Raw genomic sequence first — 21,935 nt, 5'->3', positions numbered from 1 at the left:
TCTGGGTGACAGACAGCGTGACCGCGCGGACCCCCGCGCGTGAACAGGACGCAGCCGCTCCGGCGCACGCGGGTACCTCCCGCGCGCCCCGGGGCGGCCCCGTCCGTTTCCGCGACCGTCCCGGGCGGCGGCCCCTCCGTCCCTGGCGGCGCGCCCCCGGCACCGGCCGCACCGGTGCTTCCGGCACCGGCCGAGCCGGACGGCGCACCCCGCCCCCGGTCCTGCTGCTGCCCGCGGCGGCCGCGGCGCTCCTCGCCCTGCTGCCGCTCGGCTACCTCGGCGTCCGCGCCCTGGAGCACGGCTGGGGCTACGCCTGGGACATCGTCTCCGAGCCCCGCACCCTGGAGCTGCTCGGCCGCAGCCTCGGACTGACCGCGATCGTGGTGACGGCCTCGCTGGTGCTGGGGATCTCGCTGGCCTGGCTGACCGTACGGACGGACCTGCCGGGGCGGCGGGCGTTCGGGGTGCTCGCGACGCTGCCGCTGGCGGTGCCCAGCTACGTCGCGGCCTTCACCTGGATCTCGGCGGCGCCCTCGCTCGCGGGGCTGGCCGGTGCGTCGATCACCCTCACCTTCGCCTGCTTCCCTTACGTGTACCTGCCGGTGGCGGCGGTGCTGCGCGGGATCGATCCGGCGCAGGAGGAAGCGGCGCGGTCGCTGGGCAGCGGGGCGGGGCGGGCGTTCCTGCGGGTCACCCTGCCGCAGCTGCGGCCCGCCGCGGCGGGGGGCGCGATCCTGGTGGCGCTGTACGTCCTGTCGGACTTCGGCTCGGTGTCGATCACCCGGTACGACACCTTCACCCGGGCCGTGCACACCTCGTACCAGGCGAGTTTCGACCGCACCCCGGCGGCGGTGCTCGGCTGTGTGCTGGTCGCCATGACGGTGCTGCTGGTGGCGGCCGAGAACCGGACCCGGGGCCGGGCCGGGCACGCCCGCACCGGCCGGGGCAGCGCCCGGCCGCCGGTGCGGCTGCGGCTCGGCGGCTGGACGGCGCCCGCGCTGCTCTGGTGCGGCGCGGTGGCCGCCGCCTCGGTCGCCTTCCCGGTGCTGACCCTCGGGTACTGGCTGACCGTCGGCAGCTCCGGCTTCGACGGCGAGCGGTTCTGGTCGGCGACGCTGGCGACCGTGACGGTCGCCGCCGTGGGCGCCGCCGTCACCACCCTGCTGGCGCTGCCGGTCGGGGTGCTGTCGGCCCGGTACCGGGGGCGGTTCGCCCGGCTCCTGGAACAGTCCGTGTACGCGGGCCACGCGCTGCCCGGGATCACCGTCGGGCTGGCGCTGGTGTTCTTCTCGGTGCGGTACGCGTATCCGCTGTACCAGGAGTTCCCGCTGCTGATCGCCGCGTACGTGGTGCTGTTCCTGCCGGTCGCGGTGGCGTCCGCGCGCGCGGCGGTGCTCCAGGCGCCGCCCGTGCTGGAGGACGTGGCCCGTTCCCTGGGACGGGGTCCGCTGGGGGTGCTGCGCGAGGTGACCGTGCCGCTCGCCGCGCCCGGCATCGGGGCGGGAGCCGCCCTCACCTTCGTCGTGATCATGAAGGAGCTCCCGGCGACGCTGCTGCTGCGGCCGACCGGGACGGACACCCTCGCGACCCGGCTGTGGACCGAGACCGGCGCCGGGGCCTTCGCGGGCGCCGCCCCCTACGCGGCGGCCATCGTCCTCATCGCCGCCGTCCCCTCCTACCTCCTCGGAAGGCGCTCATGACCCAGGTGCTCCCGGCCGGCCCGTTCCTGGTCGGCCCGTTCCCGTCCGACGCGTCCCCGTCCGGCCCGTCCGGGTCCCCCGCGTCCACGTCCCGCCCGCTCCCGTCCGGCCCGTCCGCCGCCCTCGCGTCCGCGTCCCCCGCGCTCCCGTCCGGGGCGTTCGCGGCCGGGGCGTTCGCGGCCGGGGCGTTCGCGGCCGGGGCGTTCGCGGCCTCCGCCCCCGTGTACCCGGGCGGGTCCCGGTGACCGGGCTGCGCGTCACCTCGCTGTCGGCCTCCTACGGTGGCGAACGGGTCCTCGACGGGCTCGACCTGACCGTGCCCGAGGGCGAGGTGGCGGCCCTGCTCGGCCCCTCCGGCTGCGGCAAGACGACCCTGCTGCGGGTGATCGCCGGGTTCCTCGCCCCGGACGCCGGTGAGGTGTCGGTCGGGGGCCGGACGGTCAGCGGACCCGGTGTCCGGGTGGCGCCGGAGCGGCGCGGGGTGGGGCTCGTCCCCCAGGAGGGGGCGCTGTTCCCGCATCTGAGCGTGGCCCGCAACGTGGCCTTCGGACTGCGCGGGGTCCCCCGGGACGAACGGCGGACCCGCACCACGCAGGCGCTGGAGCTGGTGGGCCTCGGCGACCTGGGCGGGCGGATGCCGCACGAGCTGTCCGGCGGTCAGCAGCAGCGGGTGGCGCTGGCCCGCGCGCTGGCGCCCCGGCCCGCGCTGGTGCTGCTGGACGAGCCGTTCAACGCGCTGGACAGCGGGTTGCGGGCGGGCCTGCGCTCCGACGTACGGGCCGCGCTGCGGGCCGCCGGGGCCACCGCCCTGCTGGTCACCCACGACCAGGAGGAGGCCCTGTCGTCCGCCGACCGGGTCGCGGTGCTGCGGGCGGGCCGGGTCGTGCAGTGCGCGACCCCCGAGGAGCTGTACGCCCGGCCCGTCGACCCCTGGGTGGCGTCCTTCGTCGGCGAGGCGGTCCGGCTGCCCGCGACCCTGGACGCCCGGGACCCCGGACGGGCCGTCACCACCCTGGGAACGGTCACGGTCACCAGCCCCACGGACCCCACCAGCCCTACGGACCCCACCGGCAGCACCGGCAGCACCGGCACGGTCGTCCTCCGGCCCGAGCGGCTGCGGCTGACCCCGTCCACCGGGACGGACCACCGCGACGGAGACGGCAGCGGGACCCTTACCGGAACCGGAGACCGGGACGGGGACGGGGACCGGAACGGGGCCGGGCACGCGGCGGGGGCGCCCGGCCGGGTCACCGAGGTCCGCTTCCACGGCCATGACGCGCTGGTCCTCGTCGACGTCCCCGGCACGGGATCCGTCACCGTACGGCTGCCCGGTCCGGTCGGGGTGCGGCCGGGCGACCCGGTGCGCGTCCGGGCGGCCGGGGAGGGCACCTTCCACCGGGGGTGACGCGCCCGGGCGCCCGGGAACGTCCAAGGGACCGCGCACGCCGGGGCGCACCCACGCACCGCCCGCGCCCCCGCCCCGGCAGCCCGGGACGTCCCGTCCGGGCGCCCCGCGCGGCTACGCCGTGACGTCCCGGGTGGTGAACCTCGCCCACGCGGCGGACCCGAACACCGCCGCGTACAGCGTCTGGACGCCCAGGTTGCGCAGGATGTCGTCCCAGTAGACCGGTTCCCGCATCACGTCCGCGAAGGACAGCCAGTAGTGCGAGAACAGATACGGGTGGGCCGCCTCCAACTGCGGGATCTGGTCGAGGATCTGCACGGTGATCAGCAGCCCGACGGTGGTCGCCATCGCGGCGATCCCGCTGCCGGTGAGCGTGGAGACGAACAGCCCCAGCGCCGCGACCCCCAGCAGGGACACCGCCACCAGCAGCGCGATGAACAGCGCCCGCGCCAGTCCCTCGCCGAAGCCGATCCGGGTGCCCGAGATGGTCGTCAGATCGCCGAGCGGGAAGAGCAGCGCCCCGGCCGTCAGCCCGGAGACCGCCACCACCCCCGTGGCCACCAGGCAGAACGCGGTCGCCGTCGCGTACTTGACCAGCAGCAGCCGACCGCGGCCCGCCGGGGCGACCAGCAGATAGCGCAGGGTCCCGGCGCTCGCCTCGCCCGCGACGGCGTCCCCCGCGACCACGCCGACGGCCATCGGCAGGAAGAACGGCAGGGTCGCGGCCAGCCCCGCGAAGACCAGGAAGAGCCCGTTGTTGGTGACCTGCGCGACGAACGCGGGGCCGCCCCCGGTGGAGCCGCCCGCCCCGCCGTCGCCGCTCTCCAGCCGGACGGCGGTCCCGATCAGGACCGGCACGGCCGCGAGCACCGCCAGCAGGGCCAGGGTGCGCCAGCGGCGGAACGTGATGCCCAGTTCGGAGCGGAGCAGCCCGAACGTCCATCCCCGGCGGACGGCCCTCTCCCGTTCCCCCGGTGCCGTCCGGGTGCCCGTCCCGGGCCGTGCGGCCGACCGGTCGGCGGTCTCAGGGAGCGACATCGAAACCCTCCCCGGTGAGCGCCACGAACACGTCCTCCAGCGAGCCGCGTTCCACGACGAGCCCCCGCACCCGCACCCCGGCCGCCACCAGCGCGGCGGTTACCTCGGCGACCTCGCCGCCGGGCGGTTCGGCCGTGACGCGCGGGCCGTCCGCCGCCGTGCGCACGACGGTGTCCACGACGACGTCCACGAGACCCCGTTCCCTCAGGACCCGTGCCGCGTCCCCCGGGTCGGGGGTGGTGACGACGAGTCTGCCGCGCGCCCCGGCGGCCAGTTCGGCGACCGGGCCCTGGGTGATCAGCCGTCCCCGGGCCATCACCGCCGCATGGGTGCACACCTGCTCGATCTCGTCGAGGAGGTGTGAGGAGAGGAACACCGTGGTGCCGTCCGAGGCCAGTTCGCGCACCAGGGTCCGGATCTCGCGCATGCCCTGCGGATCGAGCCCGTTGGTGGGCTCGTCCAGGACGAGCAGCGCGCGGGGGCGCAGCAGGGCGACGGCGAGTCCGAGGCGCTGCTTCATCCCGAGGCTGTAGGCGCGGGCCTTCTTGTGCGCGGCGGCGGTGAGCCCGACCCGGTCCAGGGCGGCGGCGACCCGGGCGCGGCGGGTGCGCGGATCGGCGGTGGGGTCGGCGGCGTCGTAGCGGGTGAGGTTGTCCCGCCCGGTGAGGAAGTCGTAGGGGGCGGGGCCCTCGATCAGGGCGCCCACCCGGGGGAGGACGGCGCGGGCCGCGTCGGGCATGGGCCGTCCCAGCACCCGTGCCGTGCCCCCGGTGGGTTCGACCAGGCCCATCAGCACGCGGATGGTGGTGGTCTTGCCGGAGCCGTTGGGGCCGAGGAAGCCGAAGACCGCGCCCCGGGGCACGGTGAGGTCCAGCCGGTCGACGGCGAGTTGCCCGCCCCGGTACCGCTTCGTGAGGCCCCGCGTCTCGATCACCGCATCCGGGAGCCCCCCGGCCGACTCAGCCACCGCGCCCACCTCCACCCCTGACGCTACCCGCCCCCGCGCCGCCCACCCCGGCCGGACCGGGTCCGCCACGGGCACCCGCCCCGGACGGCCCGCGCGTGCCCGGTCCGTCCGTGCCCGCCGCCACCGGGGGGGGCGGGCACGGACGGACGGGTCCGACGACGGCCGACGGACGACGGGAGCCGGGCGACCGGCGACGGGCGAACCGCCGTACTACTGGTCGGCGTTGGCCGCCTTGACCAGCGCGTCCTTGGTGACGGCGCCCACGTACACCGTTCCCTCGTCGGTGATCAGGGCGTTGACCAGCCGCGTGGAGTACACCGTGCCGGAGCCGAACGAACCGGAGACCTGGTCCCCGAGGGAGTCGAGGAACTGCTGGGCCTCGTCCGGAACGTCCTCGTTCCCGGCGCCCCGGTCGTCCCCGGCGGAGTCCGCGCCGCCGGGCGTACCGATCCGGGCGATGGTGCTCCAGCCCTTGCCGAGGGTCTTCAGCTCGCCGTCGCCCTCGGCGGCGGCGCCGATGCCCGGCAGGCCGAAGCCGTCGAACCGTCCGCCGTCCCCGGTGTTGACCTCGTCCTCGTCGTACCCGGCGACGTGCTCCTCCCCGGCCTCCCCGGCCTCGGTGACCTTCGTCCCCTTCGGCGGGGTGAAGGAGAACGTCGAGGCGTCGGGCTTGGCGAAGTCGACCTTGGTGAAGCTCACGTCCACGACCGCGCTGCCCCCGGCGGCGGGCACCAGCGTGAACTTCAGCGGGACGCCGGTCTCGGCGTCGACCGCGATCTGCACCGAACCGACCGTCGATCCGGCCTGCTCCGGCTTGACGACGAGCTTGTAGGCGTCCCGTCCGGCGACCCGGACGCTGCCGTCCACCTCGACCGAGGTGGTCCCCTCGGCGGCGTCGAGGACCTCCGACGCGAACTCGGCCGGGGTGGCCGGAACGTCCGCCCCGCCCTTCCCGTTCTTCCCGGGGGCCTTGCCGTCACGGGCTCCGGAGGGGGCGTCCTCGGCGTGGTACGCCTGGTTGGAGCCGCTGTCGTACGCCCAGACCTCGCCGCCGTTACGGATGAGGCTGTACTCGGAGCCCTCGCCGAGGACGGACAGCTTGGCGCGGTCGGGGCCGTCCACCGCGACCCGCAGGGTGTGGGTGCCCGAGACGAGTTCCGTCAGCCTGGCCTTGGGGTCGGCCGTGGACTCCCCGCCACCGCTCGGGCCGAGGGAGCCCAGCATGCCGCCGAGGTCCGGCAGCCCGAGGTCGGTGCTGATCTTCACGGTGCCGGAGAGCCGTTCGGTGTCCGAGCCCGCGATCCGTTCGATGAGCTGCTGCGCGCTGATCTCCGGCAGGTCCGGGTCGTTCGAGTCGGCGAGCGCGGGAACGAGACCGATGGTCGCCGCCGCCACACCCACGACCGTCACGGGGACGGCGTACCGGGCCGCCCGGCGGCGTGCCGCACGCGACCGCGCGGGCCGTGCGCTCCCGTCGGTGTCAGCGGCGGGAGTCTGGTCGGATTCGTACGGTGCCATGTGTGCCCTACCTCCGTGGTCGGCGGCGCCTTCCGTATCCCTTGATGGGTCCACCCCGCGCCGCCATTCTCACCCGAACTGCTCAGGAGTGGTCTTCCTCCATGACACCAAACCGGGGGCCGTCGGACGTCAGACCTCGGAGCCAACTTGGCGTACTGCCGGGGTATGACACGACCCCCCTCGGGATTCCCCCTCCCGTAGGGGACGACACCCCCGGTGTGAGGGGTGACACCGGGACGGCACGGGGACACACCCACCGGGACCAGGACGAAGCGGTTGCCTGGACGGGCGGACGGCGGGCGACCGGACGGACGGGCACGGGGTGACGGGGCGCGCGGGGCCGGCCCACGCGGAGGACTCTGCCCACGCGGGGGTACGGGCGCGCGGAGTCAGCCCGCGCGAGGGTCACGGGATGCGCGTCGGGCGCGGAACGCGCGTCGGGCGCGGAACGCGCGTGGGGTACGGGGTGCGCGTGGGATACGGGGTACTCGCGGGGTACGGGGTGCGCGGCGGAGGTCAGCCCGCGCGGTGCACCACGGCGTCGCACAGCTCCACGAGCGCGGACTTGGCGTCGCACTCGGGCAGCGGGGCGAGGGTGGCCCGCGCGTCCTGCGCGTACCGCACGGTGTCCCGGCGGGCCTGCTCCAGCGCGGGGTGGGCGCGCAGCAGGGTCAGCGCCTCGCGGTGCCGGGCGTCGTCGGTGAGGTCGGAGTCCAGCAGTGCGCACAGGGCGACGTCCGCCGGGTCGCCGAGCCGCTGGGCGCGCTCCCGCAGCCGCAGCACCGGCAGGGTGGGGATGCCCTCGCGCAGGTCGGTGCCCGGGGTCTTGCCGGACTCGTGGGAGTCGGAGGCCACGTCCAGGACGTCGTCGGCGAGCTGGAAGGCGATGCCGAGCCGCTCCCCGTACTGGGTCAGCACGTCCACGACGGTGTCGTCGGCGCCCGACATCATCGCGCCGAAGCGCCCGGCGACGGCGATCAGGGAGCCGGTCTTGCCGCCGATCACATCGAGGTAGTGGTCCACCGGGTCCCGGCCGTCGCGGGGGCCCGCGGTCTCCAGGATCTGTCCGGTGACCAGCCGCTCGAACGCCTCGGCCTGCACCCGGACCGCTTCCGGCCCGAGGTCGGCGAGGATGTGGGAGGCCCGGGCGAACAGGAAGTCGCCGGTGAGCACGGCCACCGAGTTGCCCCAGCGGCTGTTGGCGCTGGACACCCCGCGCCGGACCTCCGCCTCGTCCATCACGTCGTCGTGGTACAGCGTCGCCAGGTGCGTCAGCTCGACGACGACGGCGGCGGGGACGATCCCCGGGGCGTCCGGGTCGCCGAACTGGGCCGCCAGCAGCGCCAGCAGCGGACGGAACCGCTTGCCGCCCGCGCGGACCAGGTGCTGGGCGGCCTCCGTGATGAAGGGCACCTCGCTCTTGGTGGCGTTGAGCAGCCCCTCCTCGACGGCAGCCAATCCGGCCTGGACACCGGCTTCGAGAGCCTGGTCCCGCACGCTCAGCCCGAAAGGCCCGACGACGGTCACGAGGGGGTCTCCTGTCTGCTGACGATCACTAGGTCGTACACACGGTTTGTCGATGTGTCGCTGCCCTCACTCAAGTCAGCGTATCCGGTCCCCTTTCGATCACTGTGAGCCCCCGCCCGCCCGAGGCGGTCGGGACGCGATCGACGAGGCCGCCTTTTTGATCAGCTCATCGGATTTCGACCAAGGAGTGCGGGAGTCCGACGAAAGGGGGGAAACACCGACCCGTGGACAAGGTTCCCATCCCCTCCCGGCACCCCCGCCACCGGCCCCGATCCCTGCGCACGGCATGAGCGCGGGCGCGGGGTCCACGTCCGGGCGCCCTCGGCTCACGCCCCGCTCACACCCCGCGCCCGACCGTCAACCGCACAAAGCAAACAGAAAGAAGCAAAGAACACACATCACCCGAAATGATTGACATCCGGGTGGGGACCACCGTGCGCCGCCGCCCGCGCCCGGGGCCGGGACTGGCTGACGATTTCCGGCCGGGGTCCCTCCGCGGTCCCGTAGAGCCGCTCCAGGACCACGGCCACGCCGTGGTCGTCGTTGGAGACGGTGATCTCGTCCGCGACGGCCTTCAGCTCCTCGTGCGCGTTGGCCATGGCGACCCCGTGGCCGGACCACAGGAACATGGGGATGTCATTGGGCATGTCCCCGAACACGAGGGTCGCCTCCGGGGCGGTGCCCAGCAGCGCGGCGGCCCGCGCCAGGGCGGTGGCCTTGGTGATGCCGAGCGGCTGGAGCTCCACCGCGCCGGGGCCCGCCATCGTCACCGTGACCAGGTCCCCGACGACGGCGCGGGCCGCCGCCGCCAGCTCGTCCTCGTCCAGCCCGGGGCGGTGCATCAGCACCTTGGTCAGCGGCCGGGACCACAGTGCGTCCCGGTGCGGCGCCCGCACCCCCGACAGCGTCGGATGGATGACCGTGAACCCCGGTTCCATCAGCATCAGCCCGTCGACGCCGTCCTGGTTGACCGCCGCGTAGACGGACCCCACCTCCGCCTCGACCTTGCCGAGCGCGACCTCCGCGATCTCCCGGTCCAGGGTCACCGACCACACGATCCGGCCGGTTCCGGCGTCGTACAGCTGGGCGCCCTGGCCGCACACCGCGAACCCCCGGTGGCCCAGCCCGCGCAGCACCGGGACGACCTGCGGAACGGGCCTGCCGGTGGCCACGATGTGCGTCGCGCCCGCGGCGACGGCGAGGGACAGGGCCGCGGCGGTGCGCGGCGCGAGGGAATCGTCCGTGCGCAGCAGGGTGCCGTCGAGGTCGGTGGCGATGAGGGTGAAAGCAGGTGCGGGCATGACCCCGAGAATACGGACGCGGCGCGTCCAACGGGCGCACGGCGGGCCGGAGATGACGGGAGCGGGCTCCGTACGGTAATGGGGCCTGACGGCACATCAGACCCGTTCTCCGTCCACTCCCGGCCGACCTCCCCCACGGCCCCGAACACCCCTGCGCACCGGGGCCCCGAAGCGCCCGTCTGTGCGACCGGGGCGGCGGGTTCGGAGCGGGGCCGTGACCGGTGGGGGGCGGTCGCCGTTACGCGTCCCGGGCCCCGTCGCGGAACCGGCGGGTCCGGTCACGCCTCCGGCCGCCCGTCCGGGCGGGGAAGACGTGGTCTCCCGTCACTGACCCATGCCCCCGGCTCCCACGTAACGTGTGCCCCAACCACACGGGAAGTGAGGCAGCAGCGATGCCCGACCAGCACGAGCGCGACCCGCTCGACCGTCCCCAGGGCGACCCCTTCGACCTCACCGGGGGCGACCCCTTCGGCCCGCACAACCTTCCGTACGGCGTCTTCTCCCCGAACGGCCCGCACGGCTCCGGTGGACCCGGCGGCTCCGGTGCCTCCGACGGCACGGACAGCACCGGCGGCACTGGCGGCGCGGACGGCGCGGCGGACGGCCGCCGGGTGGGCGTCCGGCTCGGCGACCACGTCCTGGACGCGGGGGCGGCGGCCGCCGCGTTCGGCTCCCCCCACGCGGAACTGCTCGCCCGTCCCACGCTCAACCCGCTGCTGGCGGCGGGCCGGGGCGTCTGGAGCGAGGTGCGGGCCGCGCTGACCGGATGGCTGACCGCGCCCGAGCACCGGGAGACCGTCCGGCCGCTGCTGCGTCCGCTCTCCGAGGTGACGCTCCACCTCCCGTTCGAGGTCGCGGACTACGTCGACTTCTACTCCTCCGAGCACCACGCGCGGAACGTGGGCCGGATCTTCCGGCCGGACGCCGAGGACTCGCTGACCCCCAACTGGAAGCACCTGCCGATCGGTTACCACGGCCGTTCGGGCACCGTGGTGGTCTCCGGCACCGACGTCGTCCGGCCCCGGGGGCAGCGCAAGGGCCCCCAGGACCCCGCCCCGGTGTTCGGGCCCTCGGTGAAGCTCGACATCGAGGCGGAGGTCGGGTTCGTCGTGGGCGTCCCGTCCCGGCAGGGCACCCCGGTCGCCCTGGCCGACTTCCGGGAGCACGTCTTCGGGCTCTGTCTGCTCAACGACTGGTCGGCGCGGGACCTCCAGGCGTGGGAGTACGTACCGCTGGGTCCGTTCCTCGGCAAGTCCTTCGCCACCTCGGTCTCCGCCTGGATCACCCCGCTCGACGCCCTGGACGGCGCCCGCACCGCACCACCGCCGCGCACCCACCCCCTGCTGCCCTACCTGGACGACTCCCCCGGCTCCCCCGACGCGTCCGGCGGCCCCGGCGGCTACGACCTGCGCATCAGCGTCGCGATCAACGGCCGGACGGTCTCGGAGCCGCCGTTCGCCACCATGTACTGGACCGCCGCCCAGCAGCTCGCCCATCTCACCGTGAACGGCGCCTCGCTGCGCACCGGCGACCTCTACGGCTCCGGCACCGTCAGCGGGCCCCGCGCCGACCAGCGCGGCTCCCTGCTCGAACTCACCTGGAACGGACGGGACGCCCTCGACCTCCCGGACGGCCCGCGCGCCTTCCTCCACGACAAGGACGAGGTCGTCCTCACCGCCTGGGCCCCCGGCCCGGACGGCGTCCGGATCGGCCTCGGCGAGGTCCGCGGCCGGATCGTCGGCGACGGCTGAGCACCGCCCCGGGGCCCGTCCGCCACGCCGGGCGGGACGGGCCCGGGCCGGTCACCAGCCGAGGTCGTCGTCGGGCTCGGCGCCCCAGTCGAACCCGTCGTCGTCCACGGCGGAGGACGGCTGGGGCGAGCGGGACGTCTGGGACGTCCCGGCCGGGCGGGGTGACGGCGCCGACCGCGACGGCGCGGACGACCGCGACGGCGCGCTGACGGACTCCGGGGCCTCACCCGTCCCCGAGGCGGCACCCGCACCGGCACCAGCACCCGCGCTGACGCCGGGCCCCGACGGACCGGTGGCGTCCCCGGACGGATCGGCTGAGGGCGAGGGGAGCACCGGGGACACCGGGGACGACGCGTCCGGGGAGCCGCCGGCCGCCGCCAGGGCGGCGAGGACGCCCTCCCCGTAGGTCGCCAGCTTCTTCTCGCCCACCCCGCTGATGCCGCCCAGCTCCGCGACGGACGTCGGCGCGGCCATGGCGATCTCCCGCAGGGTGGCGTCGTGGAAGACGACGTACGCGGGCACGCCCTGTTCCCGGGCCTGCTCGGCCCGCCAGGCGCGCAGCGCCTCGAAGACCGGCAGCAGGGCGGCGGGCAGGTCCACGGGGGCCTTCGCCCCGCGCTCGCCCTTGGGCGCCGTCCTGGTGCGGGTGGTGGGCCGCTTGGGCTCCTTGCGCAGCGGTACCTTCCGTTCGCCCCGCAGCACCGCGCCGCTGTCCCCGGTGAGCACCAGGGTGCTGTACTCGCCCTCCACCCCGATCAGCTCCATGGCCAGCAGCTGCCGCATCACGCCCCGCCACTCGGCCTCGGTCAGCTCTTCGCCGATCCCGAACACCGACAGCTGGTCGTGGTCGAACTGGATGACCTTGGCGGTCCTGCGGCCCAGCAGGATGTCGACCAGGTGGACGGCCCCGAACTTCTGCCGCCGCTCGCGGTCCAGCCGGACGATCGTGGAGAGCACCTTCTGCGCGGCGACCGTGCCGTCCCAGGTCTCCGGCGGGGACTGGCAGGTGTCGCAGTTGCCGCACGCCTCCCGGTCGGGCTCCTGGCCGAAGTACCGCAGCAGCCGCGCCCGGCGGCACTCCACGGTCTCGCACAGCGCCAGCATCGCGTCCAGATGGGCGGTGGACCGGCGGCGGAACGCCTCGTCGCCCTCACCGGACTGGATCATGCGGCGCTGCTGCACCACGTCGTTGAGCCCGTACGCCATCCAGGCCGTGGACGGCTGTCCGTCCCGGCCCGCGCGACCGGTCTCCTGGTAGTAGCCCTCGACGGACTTCGGGAGGTCCAAGTGGGCGACGAACCGGACGTCGGGCTTGTCGATGCCCATGCCGAAGGCGATCGTCGCGACGACCACCAGACCGTCCTCGCGCAGGAACCGGGACTGGTGCTCGGCGCGGACCCGGGCGTCGAGACCGGCGTGGTACGGGACGGCCGCGATCCCGTTGCGCACCAGGAACTCCGCCGTCTTCTCCACCGAGGAGCGCGACAGGCAGTACACGATGCCCGCGTCGCCCTGGTGCTCCTCCCGCAGGAACGCCAGCAGCTGCTTGCGCTGCTCGGCCTTGGGCACGATCCGGTACTGGATGTTCGGGCGGTCGAAGCTGGCCTCGAAGTGGCGGGCCCCGGGCATCCCGAGCCGCTCGGTGATCTCCCGGTGGGTGGCGGCGGTCGCCGTCGCGGTGAGCGCGACGCGCGGGACGTCCGGCCAGCGCTCGCCGAGGACGGAGAGCGCGAGGTAGTCGGGGCGGAAGTCGTGGCCCCACTGGGCGACGCAGTGCGCCTCGTCGATCGCGAAGACCGAGACCTTCCCCCGGGCCAGCAGATCGAGGCTGGAGTCCAGCCGGAGCCGTTCGGGGGCGAGGTACAGCAGGTCCAGCTCGCCCGCGAGGAACTGGGCCTCGACCACCCGGCGCTCGTCGAAGTCCTGGGTGGAGTTGATGAAACCGGCCCGGACGCCGAGCGCGCGCAGCGCGTCCACCTGGTCCTGCATCAGGGCGATCAGCGGCGAGACCACCACCCCGGTACCCGCTCTGACCAGCGCGGGCACCTGGTAGCAGAGCGACTTGCCGCCGCCGGTGGGCATCAGCACCACGGCGTCCCCACCGGCGATCACATGTCCGATGACCGCTTCCTGGTCGCCACGGAACGCCTCGTACCCGAACACCCTCCGCAGCGTCTCCAGCGCGCGGCCGTCACCGTGCCCGGCCGCGTCCGCGCCCCCGGTCTCCGTCGCCTCCACCGTCTCCGTCACCCCGGTCACCCGATCCCCGTCAGCCTTGTCGGCCTTGCCAGCCCCGTCGGCCTTGTCGGCCTTGTACGTCTCGTCCACCTCGACCACGCACCCCACGATAGGCGCACCCGCCGACAGCGTGACGAGTTATCCACAACCCGGCCCCCGGTGCGGCCCCGCGTCCACCGGCGGCCGACCGACGGTCGGCGGCCGTCCCACGATAATTGACCGATCGTTCCCGATAGCCCTATGGTCACCTCATGGCCAGGACCAAGGAATTCGATCCGGACGCCGCCCTCCAAGCCGCCCTGGAACTGTTCTGGCGGCGCGGCTACGAGGCGACGTCGATGGCGGACCTCGTCGAACACCTGGGCATCGGCCGCGCCAGCGTCTACGCGACCTTCGGCAGCAAGCGCGAGCTGTATCTGAAGGCACTGGACCGGTACGCCGAACTGCGCGACCCGCCGATCCTCGCCGAGCTGTCCCAGCCGGGACCCGCGCTCCCGGCGGTCCGGGCGCTGGTGCGGCGCTTCGCCGCGGAGGCCGCCTCGCCCGAGGCGCGGCTGAACGGCTGCTTCGTCACCAACACCGCGGCCGAGCTGGCCCCCCACGACCCGGCGGCGGCCCACCGGGTCGAACTGAGCTGGGAGCACGTCGAGACCCCGCTGCACTCCGCGCTGGTACGGGCCCAGGCCCAGGGCGAGCTGCCCGGGGACCGCGATCCGCGCGCCCTGGCCCGCATGCTCTTCGTGATGCTCCAGGGCCTGCGGATCGTCGGCAAGGCGTCGGAGAACCCCGCCCGGGTACGGGACGCGGCCGAGCAGGCGCTGACCCTGCTGGACTGAGGCACGCCCACCGTCGCGCCACACCGCCACCCCGCCCCGCGCCCCTTCCCTCCGACCAGCGCGCCGCCCGCGCCACTCCACCCCGGCCGCCGCGCCCGCTTCAGCCACCACACCCACCCCACCCGCCTCAGACACCACACCCGCCCTAGCCACACCGCCCATCACAGCCCCAGAGGCCCCACACCCATGGCCAAATACTGGACCGATCGGTCAAGATTAGACGGAGGGCAGGACATGACCGCCCCCTGTGCCGCCCACCGCACCGCCCACCGCACCACCCGCCGACAGCGCCACGCCTTCGTCCTGCTCGGCGGCGTCCAGACCACGCTGATCCTCACGTTCACCTCGATCGCCGTACCGCTGCCCCTCATCGAGCGCGAGCTCGGTCTGCGGCACGCCGACGTGATCCTGCTCAACGCCGCCTACGGACTGTCCTTCGCCGGACTGCTGCTCTTCGGCGGACGTCTCGCCGACCGCCACGGCGGGCGGCCGGTCCTCATCGCGGGGCTGGCCCTCTTCGGCGTCTCCTCGGCCGCCGCCCTGCTCGCGCCCGGCCTGGGGAACCTGCTCGCGGCACGCTTCGCGCAAGGCGCGGGAGCCGCCCTGGCCGCCCCGGCCGCCATGGCCGTGCTGCGCGCCCTCTTCCCCTCCACCGCCGCGTACCGGGGGGCCATGGCCGTCTGGGGCGGGCTCTCGGTGCTCGGCGCGACCGCCGGCAACCTGCTCTCGGGGGTCATCGTCACCCTGGTGTCCTGGCGGTGGACCTTCGCGGTGCCGCTGGTGGTGGCGGTGGCGGCCCTCGCCCTCGCACCCCGGTTGCCGCCCGGCCCCGCCCCCGGCCGGGACAGGGGCCTCGACCTCCCGGGCGCGCTGCTCGCCACCACGGGGATCACCGCCACCAGCTACGGGCTCGTCGCCACCCACTCCCTGCCCTGGTCGTCCGGCGGCGTGCTCGTTCCGCTGCTCGGCGGGACCGCGCTCCTGGTCGCGTTCCGGCACGTCGAGCGCCGCGCCCGGGACCCGCTGCTGCCGCCCCGCTTCCTGCTCGACCGGCAACGGGGCACCGCGCTCGCGGCGGTCGCGCTGAGCGCCTGCGCCACCTCGATGACCTTCCTGGTCCTCTCGCTCCACCTCCAGCAGACGCGCGACTGGTCACCGCTGCGCACCTCGGCGGCGTTCGTCCCGTTCGCCGTCGCCCTGCTCGTCGCGGGCCGCGCGGCCGGACCGCTCGTCGACCGGTACGGGGCCCGGACCGTCACCGCCGCCGGGCTGGGCACCGGCGCGGTCGGGCTCGTCCTCCTCGCGCTCACCGGGACCGACGTCCACGTCCCCTACGGCTACGGGCTGCTCCCCGGGCTGGTCCTGCTCCCGGCCGGGGCGGGGGCCTGCTTCGCGGGGGCCGCCGTGCTCGCCACCGAGGGCGTGCCGCGCCAGGACGGCGGACTGGCGGGCGGGGTGCTGAACACCGCGATGGAGTTCGGCCCGACCGTGCTGCTCGCGGTGCTGCTCGCGCTCGGCGACGACGCCGCCGCCCTGGCCGCGACGGGGGCCGCGCTGGCCGCCGTCGCCCTGCTGAACCACCGTGTCCGATCGTCCACCACCTCCGAGGAGTCACCACGATGAACCGTTTCCCCGGCAAGACCGTCCTCGTCACCGGCGCGGGCTCCGGCATCGGCCGCGCCGTCGCGCTCGCCTTCGCGGCGGAGGGCGCGTCCGTGGTCGTCGCGGGACGCACCGCCGCGCCCCTGGACGGGACGGTCGCCCTGATCGAGGCGGCCGGTGGCACGGCCGCCGCCGTCACCGTCGACGTCACCGACTCCGACCGGCTGCGGAACCTGGTGCGGGAGACCGTCGCCCGCTTCGGCGGTCTGGACGTCGCGGTCAACAACGCCGGGATACTCCGGGGCACCGGACCCGTCGCGGAGGTGAGCGAGGAGGACTGGGACGCGGTGCTGCGGACCAACGTCACCGGTGTCTGGCTGGCCATGAAGCACCAGATCGCGCACATGAGGGAGAACGGCGGCGGCACCATCGTCAACGTCTCCTCGAACCTGGGCGCCCACCGGCGGATCCCGAACGCCGCCGCGTACATCACCTCGAAGGCCGCGGTGTCGGCGCTCACCCGGGCCGCCGCGCTCGACCACGTCCACGAGGGGGTGCGCGTCGTCGCGGTCAGCCCCGGCGCCGTCGACGCCCCGATGTCGCTGCTGCCCGGCGAGACCACGGCGGACCGCGCCGAGCGGATGCGGACGGAGACCCCGCTCGGCCGGGTCGCGGAGGCGTCGGAGGTGGCGGCGGCGGTGCTGTACCTCGCCTCCCCGGCGGCGGGTTCGGTGGTGGGCGCCGAACTGGTCATCGACAGCGGCGCCTCGGCCTGACCCCGTCGGACCCCGCCCGGCTCCGGACCGCACCGCACCGCACCGGACGCACCGACGGCCCGCCGGGGGGCGGGCCGTCGGTGTTCCTGTCGGTGCGGGGCCGGGCGGCCCCGGCGGGTCAGCGCACGAACACCCCCGCCTGTCCGGCGAGGCTGAGGAAGTACTGCGGCGCGACGCCCAGCACCAGGGTGACCGCGACGCCGACGGCGATGGCCGAGGAGGTCAGCACCGAGGGGACCGCCACCGTGGGGCCCTCCGGGTGGGGCTCGCTGAAGAACATCAGCACGATCACCCGGATGTAGAAGAACGCGGCGATCGCCGAGGACAGCACGCCGACCACGACGAGCGCGCCCGCGCCGCCCTCGGCGGCGGCCTTGAACACGGCGAACTTCCCGGCGAAGCCGGAGGTCAGCGGGATGCCCGCGAACGCCAGCAGGAAGACCGCGAAGACCGCCGCGACCAGCGGCGAACGCCGTCCGAGCCCGGCCCACTTGGACAGGTGGGTGGCCTCGCCGCCCGCGTCCCGCACCAGGGTGACCACGGCGAAGGCGCCGACGGTCACGAAGGAGTAGGCGCCCAGGTAGAACAGGACCGAGGAGATCCCCTCCGGGGAGGCCGCGATGACACCCGCGAGGATGAATCCGGCGTGGGCGATGGACGAGTACGCCAGCAGCCGCTTCACATCGGTCTGGGTGATGGCGATGATCGCGCCCGCCAGCATGGTGAGGACGGCGACGCCCCACATCACCGGCCGCCAGTCCCACCGCAGCCCCGGCAGCACCACGTACAGCACGCGCAGCAGCGCGCCGAACGCGGCGACCTTGGTGGCGGCGGCCATGAAGCCGGTGACGGGCGTCGGGGCGCCCTGGTAGACGTCGGGCGTCCACATGTGGAACGGCACCGCGCCGACCTTGAACAGCAGGCCCATCACCAGCAGCGCCGCGCCGACCAGGAGCAGCGCGTCGTTGCCGGTGGTCTGGGCGAGGACGGGGGTCAGCTCGCCGACCGTGCCGTCGACGACCCGGGCGATCGTGGCGTACGACACCGAGCCCGCGTACCCGTACAGCAGGGCGATGCCGAAGAGGGTGAACGCGGAGGCGAAGGCGCCGAGCAGGAAGTACTTGACGGCCGCTTCCTGGGAGATGAGCCGCTTGCGGCGGGCCAGCGCGCACAGCAGGTACAGCGGCAGGGAGAAGACCTCCAGGGCGATGAACAGCGTCAGGAGGTCGTTCGCGGCGGGGAAGACGAGCATGCCCGCGATGGCGAAGAGGGCGAGCGGGAACACCTCGGTGGTGGTGAACCCGGCCCGGACGGCGGCCTTCTCGCCGTCGCTGCCGGGGACGGCCGCGCCCTGCGCGGCGAAGGAGTCGACGCGGTTGCCGTGGGCCGCCGGGTCGAGGCGCCGTTCGGCGAAGGTGAAGACGGCGACGATGCCGGTCAGCAGGATGACGCCCTGGAGGAACAGGGCGGGTCCGTCGACGGCGATGGCGCCCATGGCGGCGATGCCCGCCTTGGTGGTGGCGTACCCGCTGGCGGCGAGGGCCACGACCGCGGCGAAGGCGGAGGCCAGCGCCACCACCGACAGGAAGAGCTGGGTGTGGTACCGGGCTCTGCGCGGGACGGCGGCCTCCACCAGGATGCCGAGCACCGCCGCGACGATGATGATGAGGACGGGCGAGAGCTGTCCGTACTCGATGTTGGGCGCGTCGATCTTGTTGAGGGGATCGGCCGCTGTTGTCCACAGGCTGTGGACGGCTGATGCGCTCACTTGGCCGCCTCCACCTCGGGCTCGGGGTCCTTCTTCTGGACGTCGGACATGGTGTGCTGGACCGCCGGGTTGACGATGTCCGTGAGCGGCTTCGGGAAGACGCCCAGGAAGATCAGCAGCGCGATCAGCGGGGTGATCACCACCAGCTCGCGGACCTTCAGGTCGGGCATGGTGGCGACCTCGGGCTTCACCGGGCCGGTCATCGTCCGCTGGTAGAGGACGAGGACGTACAGCGCGGCGAGGACGATGCCGAGGGTGGCCACGATCCCGGCGACCGGGTAGCGGGCGAAGGTGCCGACCAGCACCAGGAACTCGCTGACGAACGGCGCGAGCCCCGGCAGGGAGAGGGTGGCGAGCCCGCCGATCAGGAAGGTCCCGGCGAGGACCGGGGCCACCTTCTGGACGCCTCCGTAGTCGGCGATGAGCCGGGAGCCGCGCCGGGAGATCAGGAACCCGGCGACGAGCATCAGGGCCGCCGTCGAGATCCCGTGGTTGACCATGTAGAGGGTGGCGCCGCTCTGCCCCTGCGAGGTCATCGCGAAGATGCCGAGCACGATGAACCCGAAGTGGGAGATCGACGCGTACGCCACCAGGCGCTTGATGTCGCGCTGGCCGACCGCGAGCAGCGCCCCGTAGACGATGCTGACCAGGGCCAGCACCAGCACCACCGGGGTCGCCCACTCGGACGCCTCGGGGAAGAGGCCGAGGCAGAAGCGGAGCATCGCGAAGGTGCCGACCTTGTCGACGACCGCCGTGATCAGCACCGCGACCGGAGCGGTGGACTCGCCCATCGCGTTGGGCAGCCAGGTGTGCAGCGGCCACAGCGGCGCCTTCACCGCGAAGGCGAAGAAGAAGCCGAGGAACAGCAGCCGTTCGGTGGTGGTCGCCATCTCCAGCGAACCGCTGGCGCGGGCCGCGGCGATCTCCTGGAGCGAGAAGCTCCCGGCGACCACGTAGAGGCCGATCACCGCGGCGAGCATGACCAGCCCGCCGACCAGGTTGTAGAGCAGGAACTTGACCGCGGCGTACGACCGCTGGGTGGCCGCCGCCTTGTCGCCGCCCTCGTGGGCGCGGTCCCCGAAGCCGCCGATGAGGAAGTACATCGGGATGAGCATGGCTTCGAAGAAGACGTAGAAGAGGAAGACGTCGGTGGCCTCGAAGGAGAGGATCACCATCGCCTCTACGGCGAGGATCAGGGCGAAGAAGCCCTGGGTGGGGCGCCAGCGGGAGTCGACGCGGTCATTGGGGTATCCCCTGCTCGAAGAGCTTGGGGAAGGGTCGGCGTCGTGCCAGCCCGCCAGGATGATGAACGGGATCAGCAGCGCGGTGAGCCCGATCAGGACGACGGCGATGCCGTCCACCCCGAGTTCGTAGCGCACCCCGAAGTCGCTGATCCAGGAGTGGGATTCGGTGAGCTGGTAGCGGTCGCCGCCGGGGTCGAAGCGGACCGCGACCACGACCGCGAGGGCCAGGGTGACCAGGGAGACCAGCAGCGCGAGCCATTTGGCGGCGGTGCGACGGGCGGCGGGGACCGCGGCGGTGGCGATCGCGCCGATCGCCGGGACCGCCGCCACCGCGGTGAGCAGGGGAAAGGACATCGCTATCAGACCGCCCTCATGAGCAGGGTCGCGGCGATGAGGACGGCCGCGCCGCCGAACATCGAGACCGCGTACGAGCGCGCGTAACCGTTCTGGAGCCTGCGCAGCCGTCCGGACAGCCCGCCGAACGAGGCCGCCGTCCCGTTGACCACCCCGTCGACCAGGGTGTGGTCGACGTAGACCAGGGAGCGCGTGAGGTGCTCGCCGCCGCGCACCAGGACCACGTGGTTGAAGTCGTCCTGGAGGAGGTCGCGGCGGGCGGCGCGGGTGAGCAGGGAGCCGCGCGGGGCGACCACCGGCACGGGCCTGCGGCCGTACATCAGGTAGGCGACGCCCGCGCCGAGGACCAGCGCGACCACCGTGGCGACGGTGACCGTCAGGGCGCTGATCGGCGGGTGGCCGTGCTCGGTGGCCCCGGTGACGGGCTCCAGCCAGTGCTGGAAGCGGTCGCCGACGCTGAACAGGGCGCCCGCGAAGACCGAGCCGAAGGCCAGGATGATCATGGGGATCGTCATGGACCTGGGGGACTCGTGGGGGTGCGGCGGGTTGCCGTCCGCGTCGGGCTGCCAGCGCTTCTCGCCGAAGAAGGTCATCAGCATCACGCGGGTCATGTAGAACGCGGTGATGACCGCGCCCAGCAGGGCCGCCGAGCCGAAGATCCAGCCCTCGACGCCGCCCTTGGCGAACGCCGCCTCGATGATCTTGTCCTTGGAGAAGAAGCCGGACAGTCCGGGGAAGCCGATGATCGCGAGGTAGCCGAGGCCGAAGGTGACGAAGGTGACCGGCATGTACTTCCGCAGGCCGCCGTACTTGCGCATGTCGACCTCGTCGTTCATCCCGTGCATCACGGAACCGGCGCCGAGGAACAGTCCGGCCTTGAAGAAGCCGTGCGTCACCAGGTGCATGATCGCGAAGACGTAGCCCAGCGGGCCGAGTCCGGCGGCCAGCACCATGTAGCCGATCTGCGACATCGTGGAACCGGCGAGGGCCTTCTTGATGTCGTCCTTGGCGCAACCGACGATCGCACCGAAGAGCAGGGTGACCGTGCCGACGATCGCCACGACCAGCTGGGCGTCCGGGGCGGCGTTGAAGACCGCGCCGGAGCGGACGATCAGATAGACGCCCGCGGTGACCATGGTCGCCGCGTGGATCAGCGCGGAGACCGGGGTCGGGCCCTCCATCGCGTCGCCCAGCCAGGACTGCAGCGGCACCTGGGCGGACTTGCCGCAGGCGGCGAGCAGCAGCATCAGGCCGATCGCGGTGAGCGTGCCCTCGGAGGTCTCGCCGACCGCGCCGAGGACCGGGCCGAAGGCGAAGGTCCCGAAGGTGGTGAACATCAGCATGATCGCGATGGACAGCCCGATGTCACCGACCCGGTTGACCAGGAACGCCTTCTTGGCGGCGGTGGCCGCGCTGGGCTTGTGCTGCCAGAAGCCGATCAGGAGGTAGGAGGCGAGGCCCACGCCCTCCCAGCCGAAGTACAGCAGCAGGTAGTTGTCGGCGAGCACCAGCAGGAGCATCGCCGCGAGGAACAGGTTGAGGTAGCCGAAGAAGCGGCGGCGCCGCTCGTCGTGCTCCATGTAGCCGATCGAGTAGAGGTGGATCAGCGTGCCCACCCCGGTGATCAGCAGGACGAAGGTCATCGACAGCTGGTCGAGCTGGAAGGCGATGTCCGCCTGGAAGCCCTCGACGGGGATCCAGCTGAAGAGGTGCTGGTGCAGCGTGCGGTCGTCGGCGTCCCGGCCGAGCAGACCGGCGAAGAGCACCGCGCCGATCACGAACGACCCGCCCGCGAGGGCGGTGCCGAGCAGATGGCCGGTACGGTCCAGCCGACGGCCGCCGCAGAGCAGCACCGCCGCTCCGAGCAGGGGCGCCGCGACCAGCAGCGCGATCAGGTTCTCCATGGTCCG

Annotated in this window: 16 protein-coding genes; 7 read left to right on the top strand and 9 right to left on the bottom strand. The window is 73.8% G+C overall.

All coding sequences use genetic code 11. The annotated features are described in order from the left end of the window. Positions 1 to 5 precede the first annotated feature (5 nt). From ACVWNX_RS20725 to ACVWNX_RS20715, 3 genes are read left to right on the top strand one after another with little or no spacing between them, the layout of a single operon-like run. Positions 6 to 1,700 (top strand): ABC transporter permease, encoded by a 1,695-nt coding sequence (locus ACVWNX_RS20725; protein ID WP_454408945.1) that lies wholly within the window; start codon positions 6 to 8, stop codon positions 1,698 to 1,700. Further along, a complete protein-coding gene (locus ACVWNX_RS20720) occupies positions 1,697 to 1,945 on the top strand; it encodes a hypothetical protein (RefSeq protein ID WP_454408943.1) in 249 nt (82 codons plus the stop codon). Before ACVWNX_RS20725 ends, ACVWNX_RS20720 begins: the two co-directional genes overlap by 4 nt. Beyond that, the gene (locus ACVWNX_RS20715) at positions 1,942 to 3,105 is read left to right on the top strand and encodes an ABC transporter ATP-binding protein (protein ID WP_454408941.1); all 1,164 of its coding nucleotides are present in this window, start codon (positions 1,942 to 1,944) and stop codon (positions 3,103 to 3,105) included. Before ACVWNX_RS20720 ends, ACVWNX_RS20715 begins: the two co-directional genes overlap by 4 nt. A gap of 114 nt (positions 3,106 to 3,219) precedes the next feature. Here ACVWNX_RS20715 and ACVWNX_RS20710 read toward each other — a convergent pair whose 3' ends face one another. The 5 genes from ACVWNX_RS20710 to ACVWNX_RS20690 form a co-directional block, all read right to left on the bottom strand. After that, complete coding sequence (locus ACVWNX_RS20710) at positions 3,220 to 4,143, bottom strand: ABC transporter permease (RefSeq protein ID WP_454408939.1); 924 nt, start codon at positions 4,141 to 4,143, stop codon at positions 3,220 to 3,222. Further along, a complete protein-coding gene (locus ACVWNX_RS20705) occupies positions 4,130 to 5,119 on the bottom strand; it encodes an ABC transporter ATP-binding protein (protein WP_454408938.1) in 990 nt (329 codons plus the stop codon). Before ACVWNX_RS20705 ends, ACVWNX_RS20710 begins: the two co-directional genes overlap by 14 nt. A 201-nt stretch (positions 5,120 to 5,320) precedes the next feature. After that, the gene (locus tag ACVWNX_RS20700) at positions 5,321 to 6,628 is read right to left on the bottom strand and encodes a LolA family protein (RefSeq protein ID WP_454408936.1); all 1,308 of its coding nucleotides are present in this window, start codon (positions 6,626 to 6,628) and stop codon (positions 5,321 to 5,323) included. Between the two features lie 516 nt (positions 6,629 to 7,144). Next, positions 7,145 to 8,155: a polyprenyl synthetase family protein gene (locus tag ACVWNX_RS20695; protein ID WP_454408935.1), complete on the bottom strand. Its 1,011-nt coding sequence runs from the start codon at positions 8,153 to 8,155 to the stop codon at positions 7,145 to 7,147. A 398-nt stretch (positions 8,156 to 8,553) separates the two neighbouring features. Next, positions 8,554 to 9,456, bottom strand: a complete 903-nt coding sequence (locus ACVWNX_RS20690; protein WP_454408933.1) for an HAD family hydrolase — start codon at positions 9,454 to 9,456, stop codon at positions 8,554 to 8,556. Positions 9,457 to 9,848: 392 nt separating this feature from the next. Here ACVWNX_RS20690 and fahA point away from each other — a divergent pair, with 392 nt between their 5' ends. Continuing rightward, the gene (gene fahA / locus ACVWNX_RS20685; RefSeq protein ID WP_454408931.1) at positions 9,849 to 11,207 is read left to right on the top strand and encodes a fumarylacetoacetase; all 1,359 of its coding nucleotides are present in this window, start codon (positions 9,849 to 9,851) and stop codon (positions 11,205 to 11,207) included. A 51-nt stretch (positions 11,208 to 11,258) separates the two neighbouring features. On the opposite strand, the gene recQ is transcribed toward fahA, so the two are convergent. Further along, positions 11,259 to 13,445: a DNA helicase RecQ gene (gene recQ / locus ACVWNX_RS20680; RefSeq protein WP_454414862.1), complete on the bottom strand. Its 2,187-nt coding sequence runs from the start codon at positions 13,443 to 13,445 to the stop codon at positions 11,259 to 11,261. 251 nt (positions 13,446 to 13,696) lie between these two features. Here recQ and ACVWNX_RS20675 point away from each other — a divergent pair, with 251 nt between their 5' ends. The 3 genes from ACVWNX_RS20675 to ACVWNX_RS20665 all read left to right on the top strand — a co-directional run bounded on the left by ACVWNX_RS20675 (position 13,697) and on the right by ACVWNX_RS20665 (position 16,659). Beyond that, a complete protein-coding gene (locus tag ACVWNX_RS20675) occupies positions 13,697 to 14,281 on the top strand; it encodes a TetR/AcrR family transcriptional regulator (RefSeq protein ID WP_454408930.1) in 585 nt (194 codons plus the stop codon). A 234-nt stretch (positions 14,282 to 14,515) separates the two neighbouring features. Next, on the top strand, positions 14,516 to 15,904 hold the full coding sequence (locus tag ACVWNX_RS20670) for an MFS transporter (RefSeq protein ID WP_454408928.1): 1,389 nt from the start codon (positions 14,516 to 14,518) through the stop codon (positions 15,902 to 15,904). Beyond that, complete coding sequence (locus tag ACVWNX_RS20665) at positions 15,901 to 16,659, top strand: SDR family NAD(P)-dependent oxidoreductase (RefSeq protein WP_454408927.1); 759 nt, start codon at positions 15,901 to 15,903, stop codon at positions 16,657 to 16,659. Before ACVWNX_RS20670 ends, ACVWNX_RS20665 begins: the two co-directional genes overlap by 4 nt. A gap of 118 nt (positions 16,660 to 16,777) precedes the next feature. On the opposite strand, the gene nuoN is transcribed toward ACVWNX_RS20665, so the two are convergent. The 3 genes from nuoN to nuoL are packed head-to-tail and all read right to left on the bottom strand — an operon-like array spanning position 16,778 to position 21,929. Beyond that, the gene (nuoN, locus tag ACVWNX_RS20660) at positions 16,778 to 18,427 is read right to left on the bottom strand and encodes an NADH-quinone oxidoreductase subunit NuoN (protein ID WP_454408926.1); all 1,650 of its coding nucleotides are present in this window, start codon (positions 18,425 to 18,427) and stop codon (positions 16,778 to 16,780) included. Then, complete coding sequence (locus ACVWNX_RS20655; RefSeq protein ID WP_454408924.1) at positions 18,424 to 20,025, bottom strand: NADH-quinone oxidoreductase subunit M; 1,602 nt, start codon at positions 20,023 to 20,025, stop codon at positions 18,424 to 18,426. The genes nuoN and ACVWNX_RS20655 overlap by 4 nt, the downstream gene beginning before the upstream one ends. 5 nt (positions 20,026 to 20,030) lie before the next feature. Then, positions 20,031 to 21,929 (bottom strand): NADH-quinone oxidoreductase subunit L, encoded by a 1,899-nt coding sequence (gene nuoL, locus ACVWNX_RS20650; protein WP_454408923.1) that lies wholly within the window; start codon positions 21,927 to 21,929, stop codon positions 20,031 to 20,033. Positions 21,930 to 21,935 lie beyond the last annotated feature (6 nt).

The sequence above is a fragment of the Streptomyces sp. JNUCC 64 genome (assembly GCF_054484115.1).
Note: the sequence above shows the minus strand (reverse complement) of the source record. Positions and strands in the feature narration are given on the sequence as shown.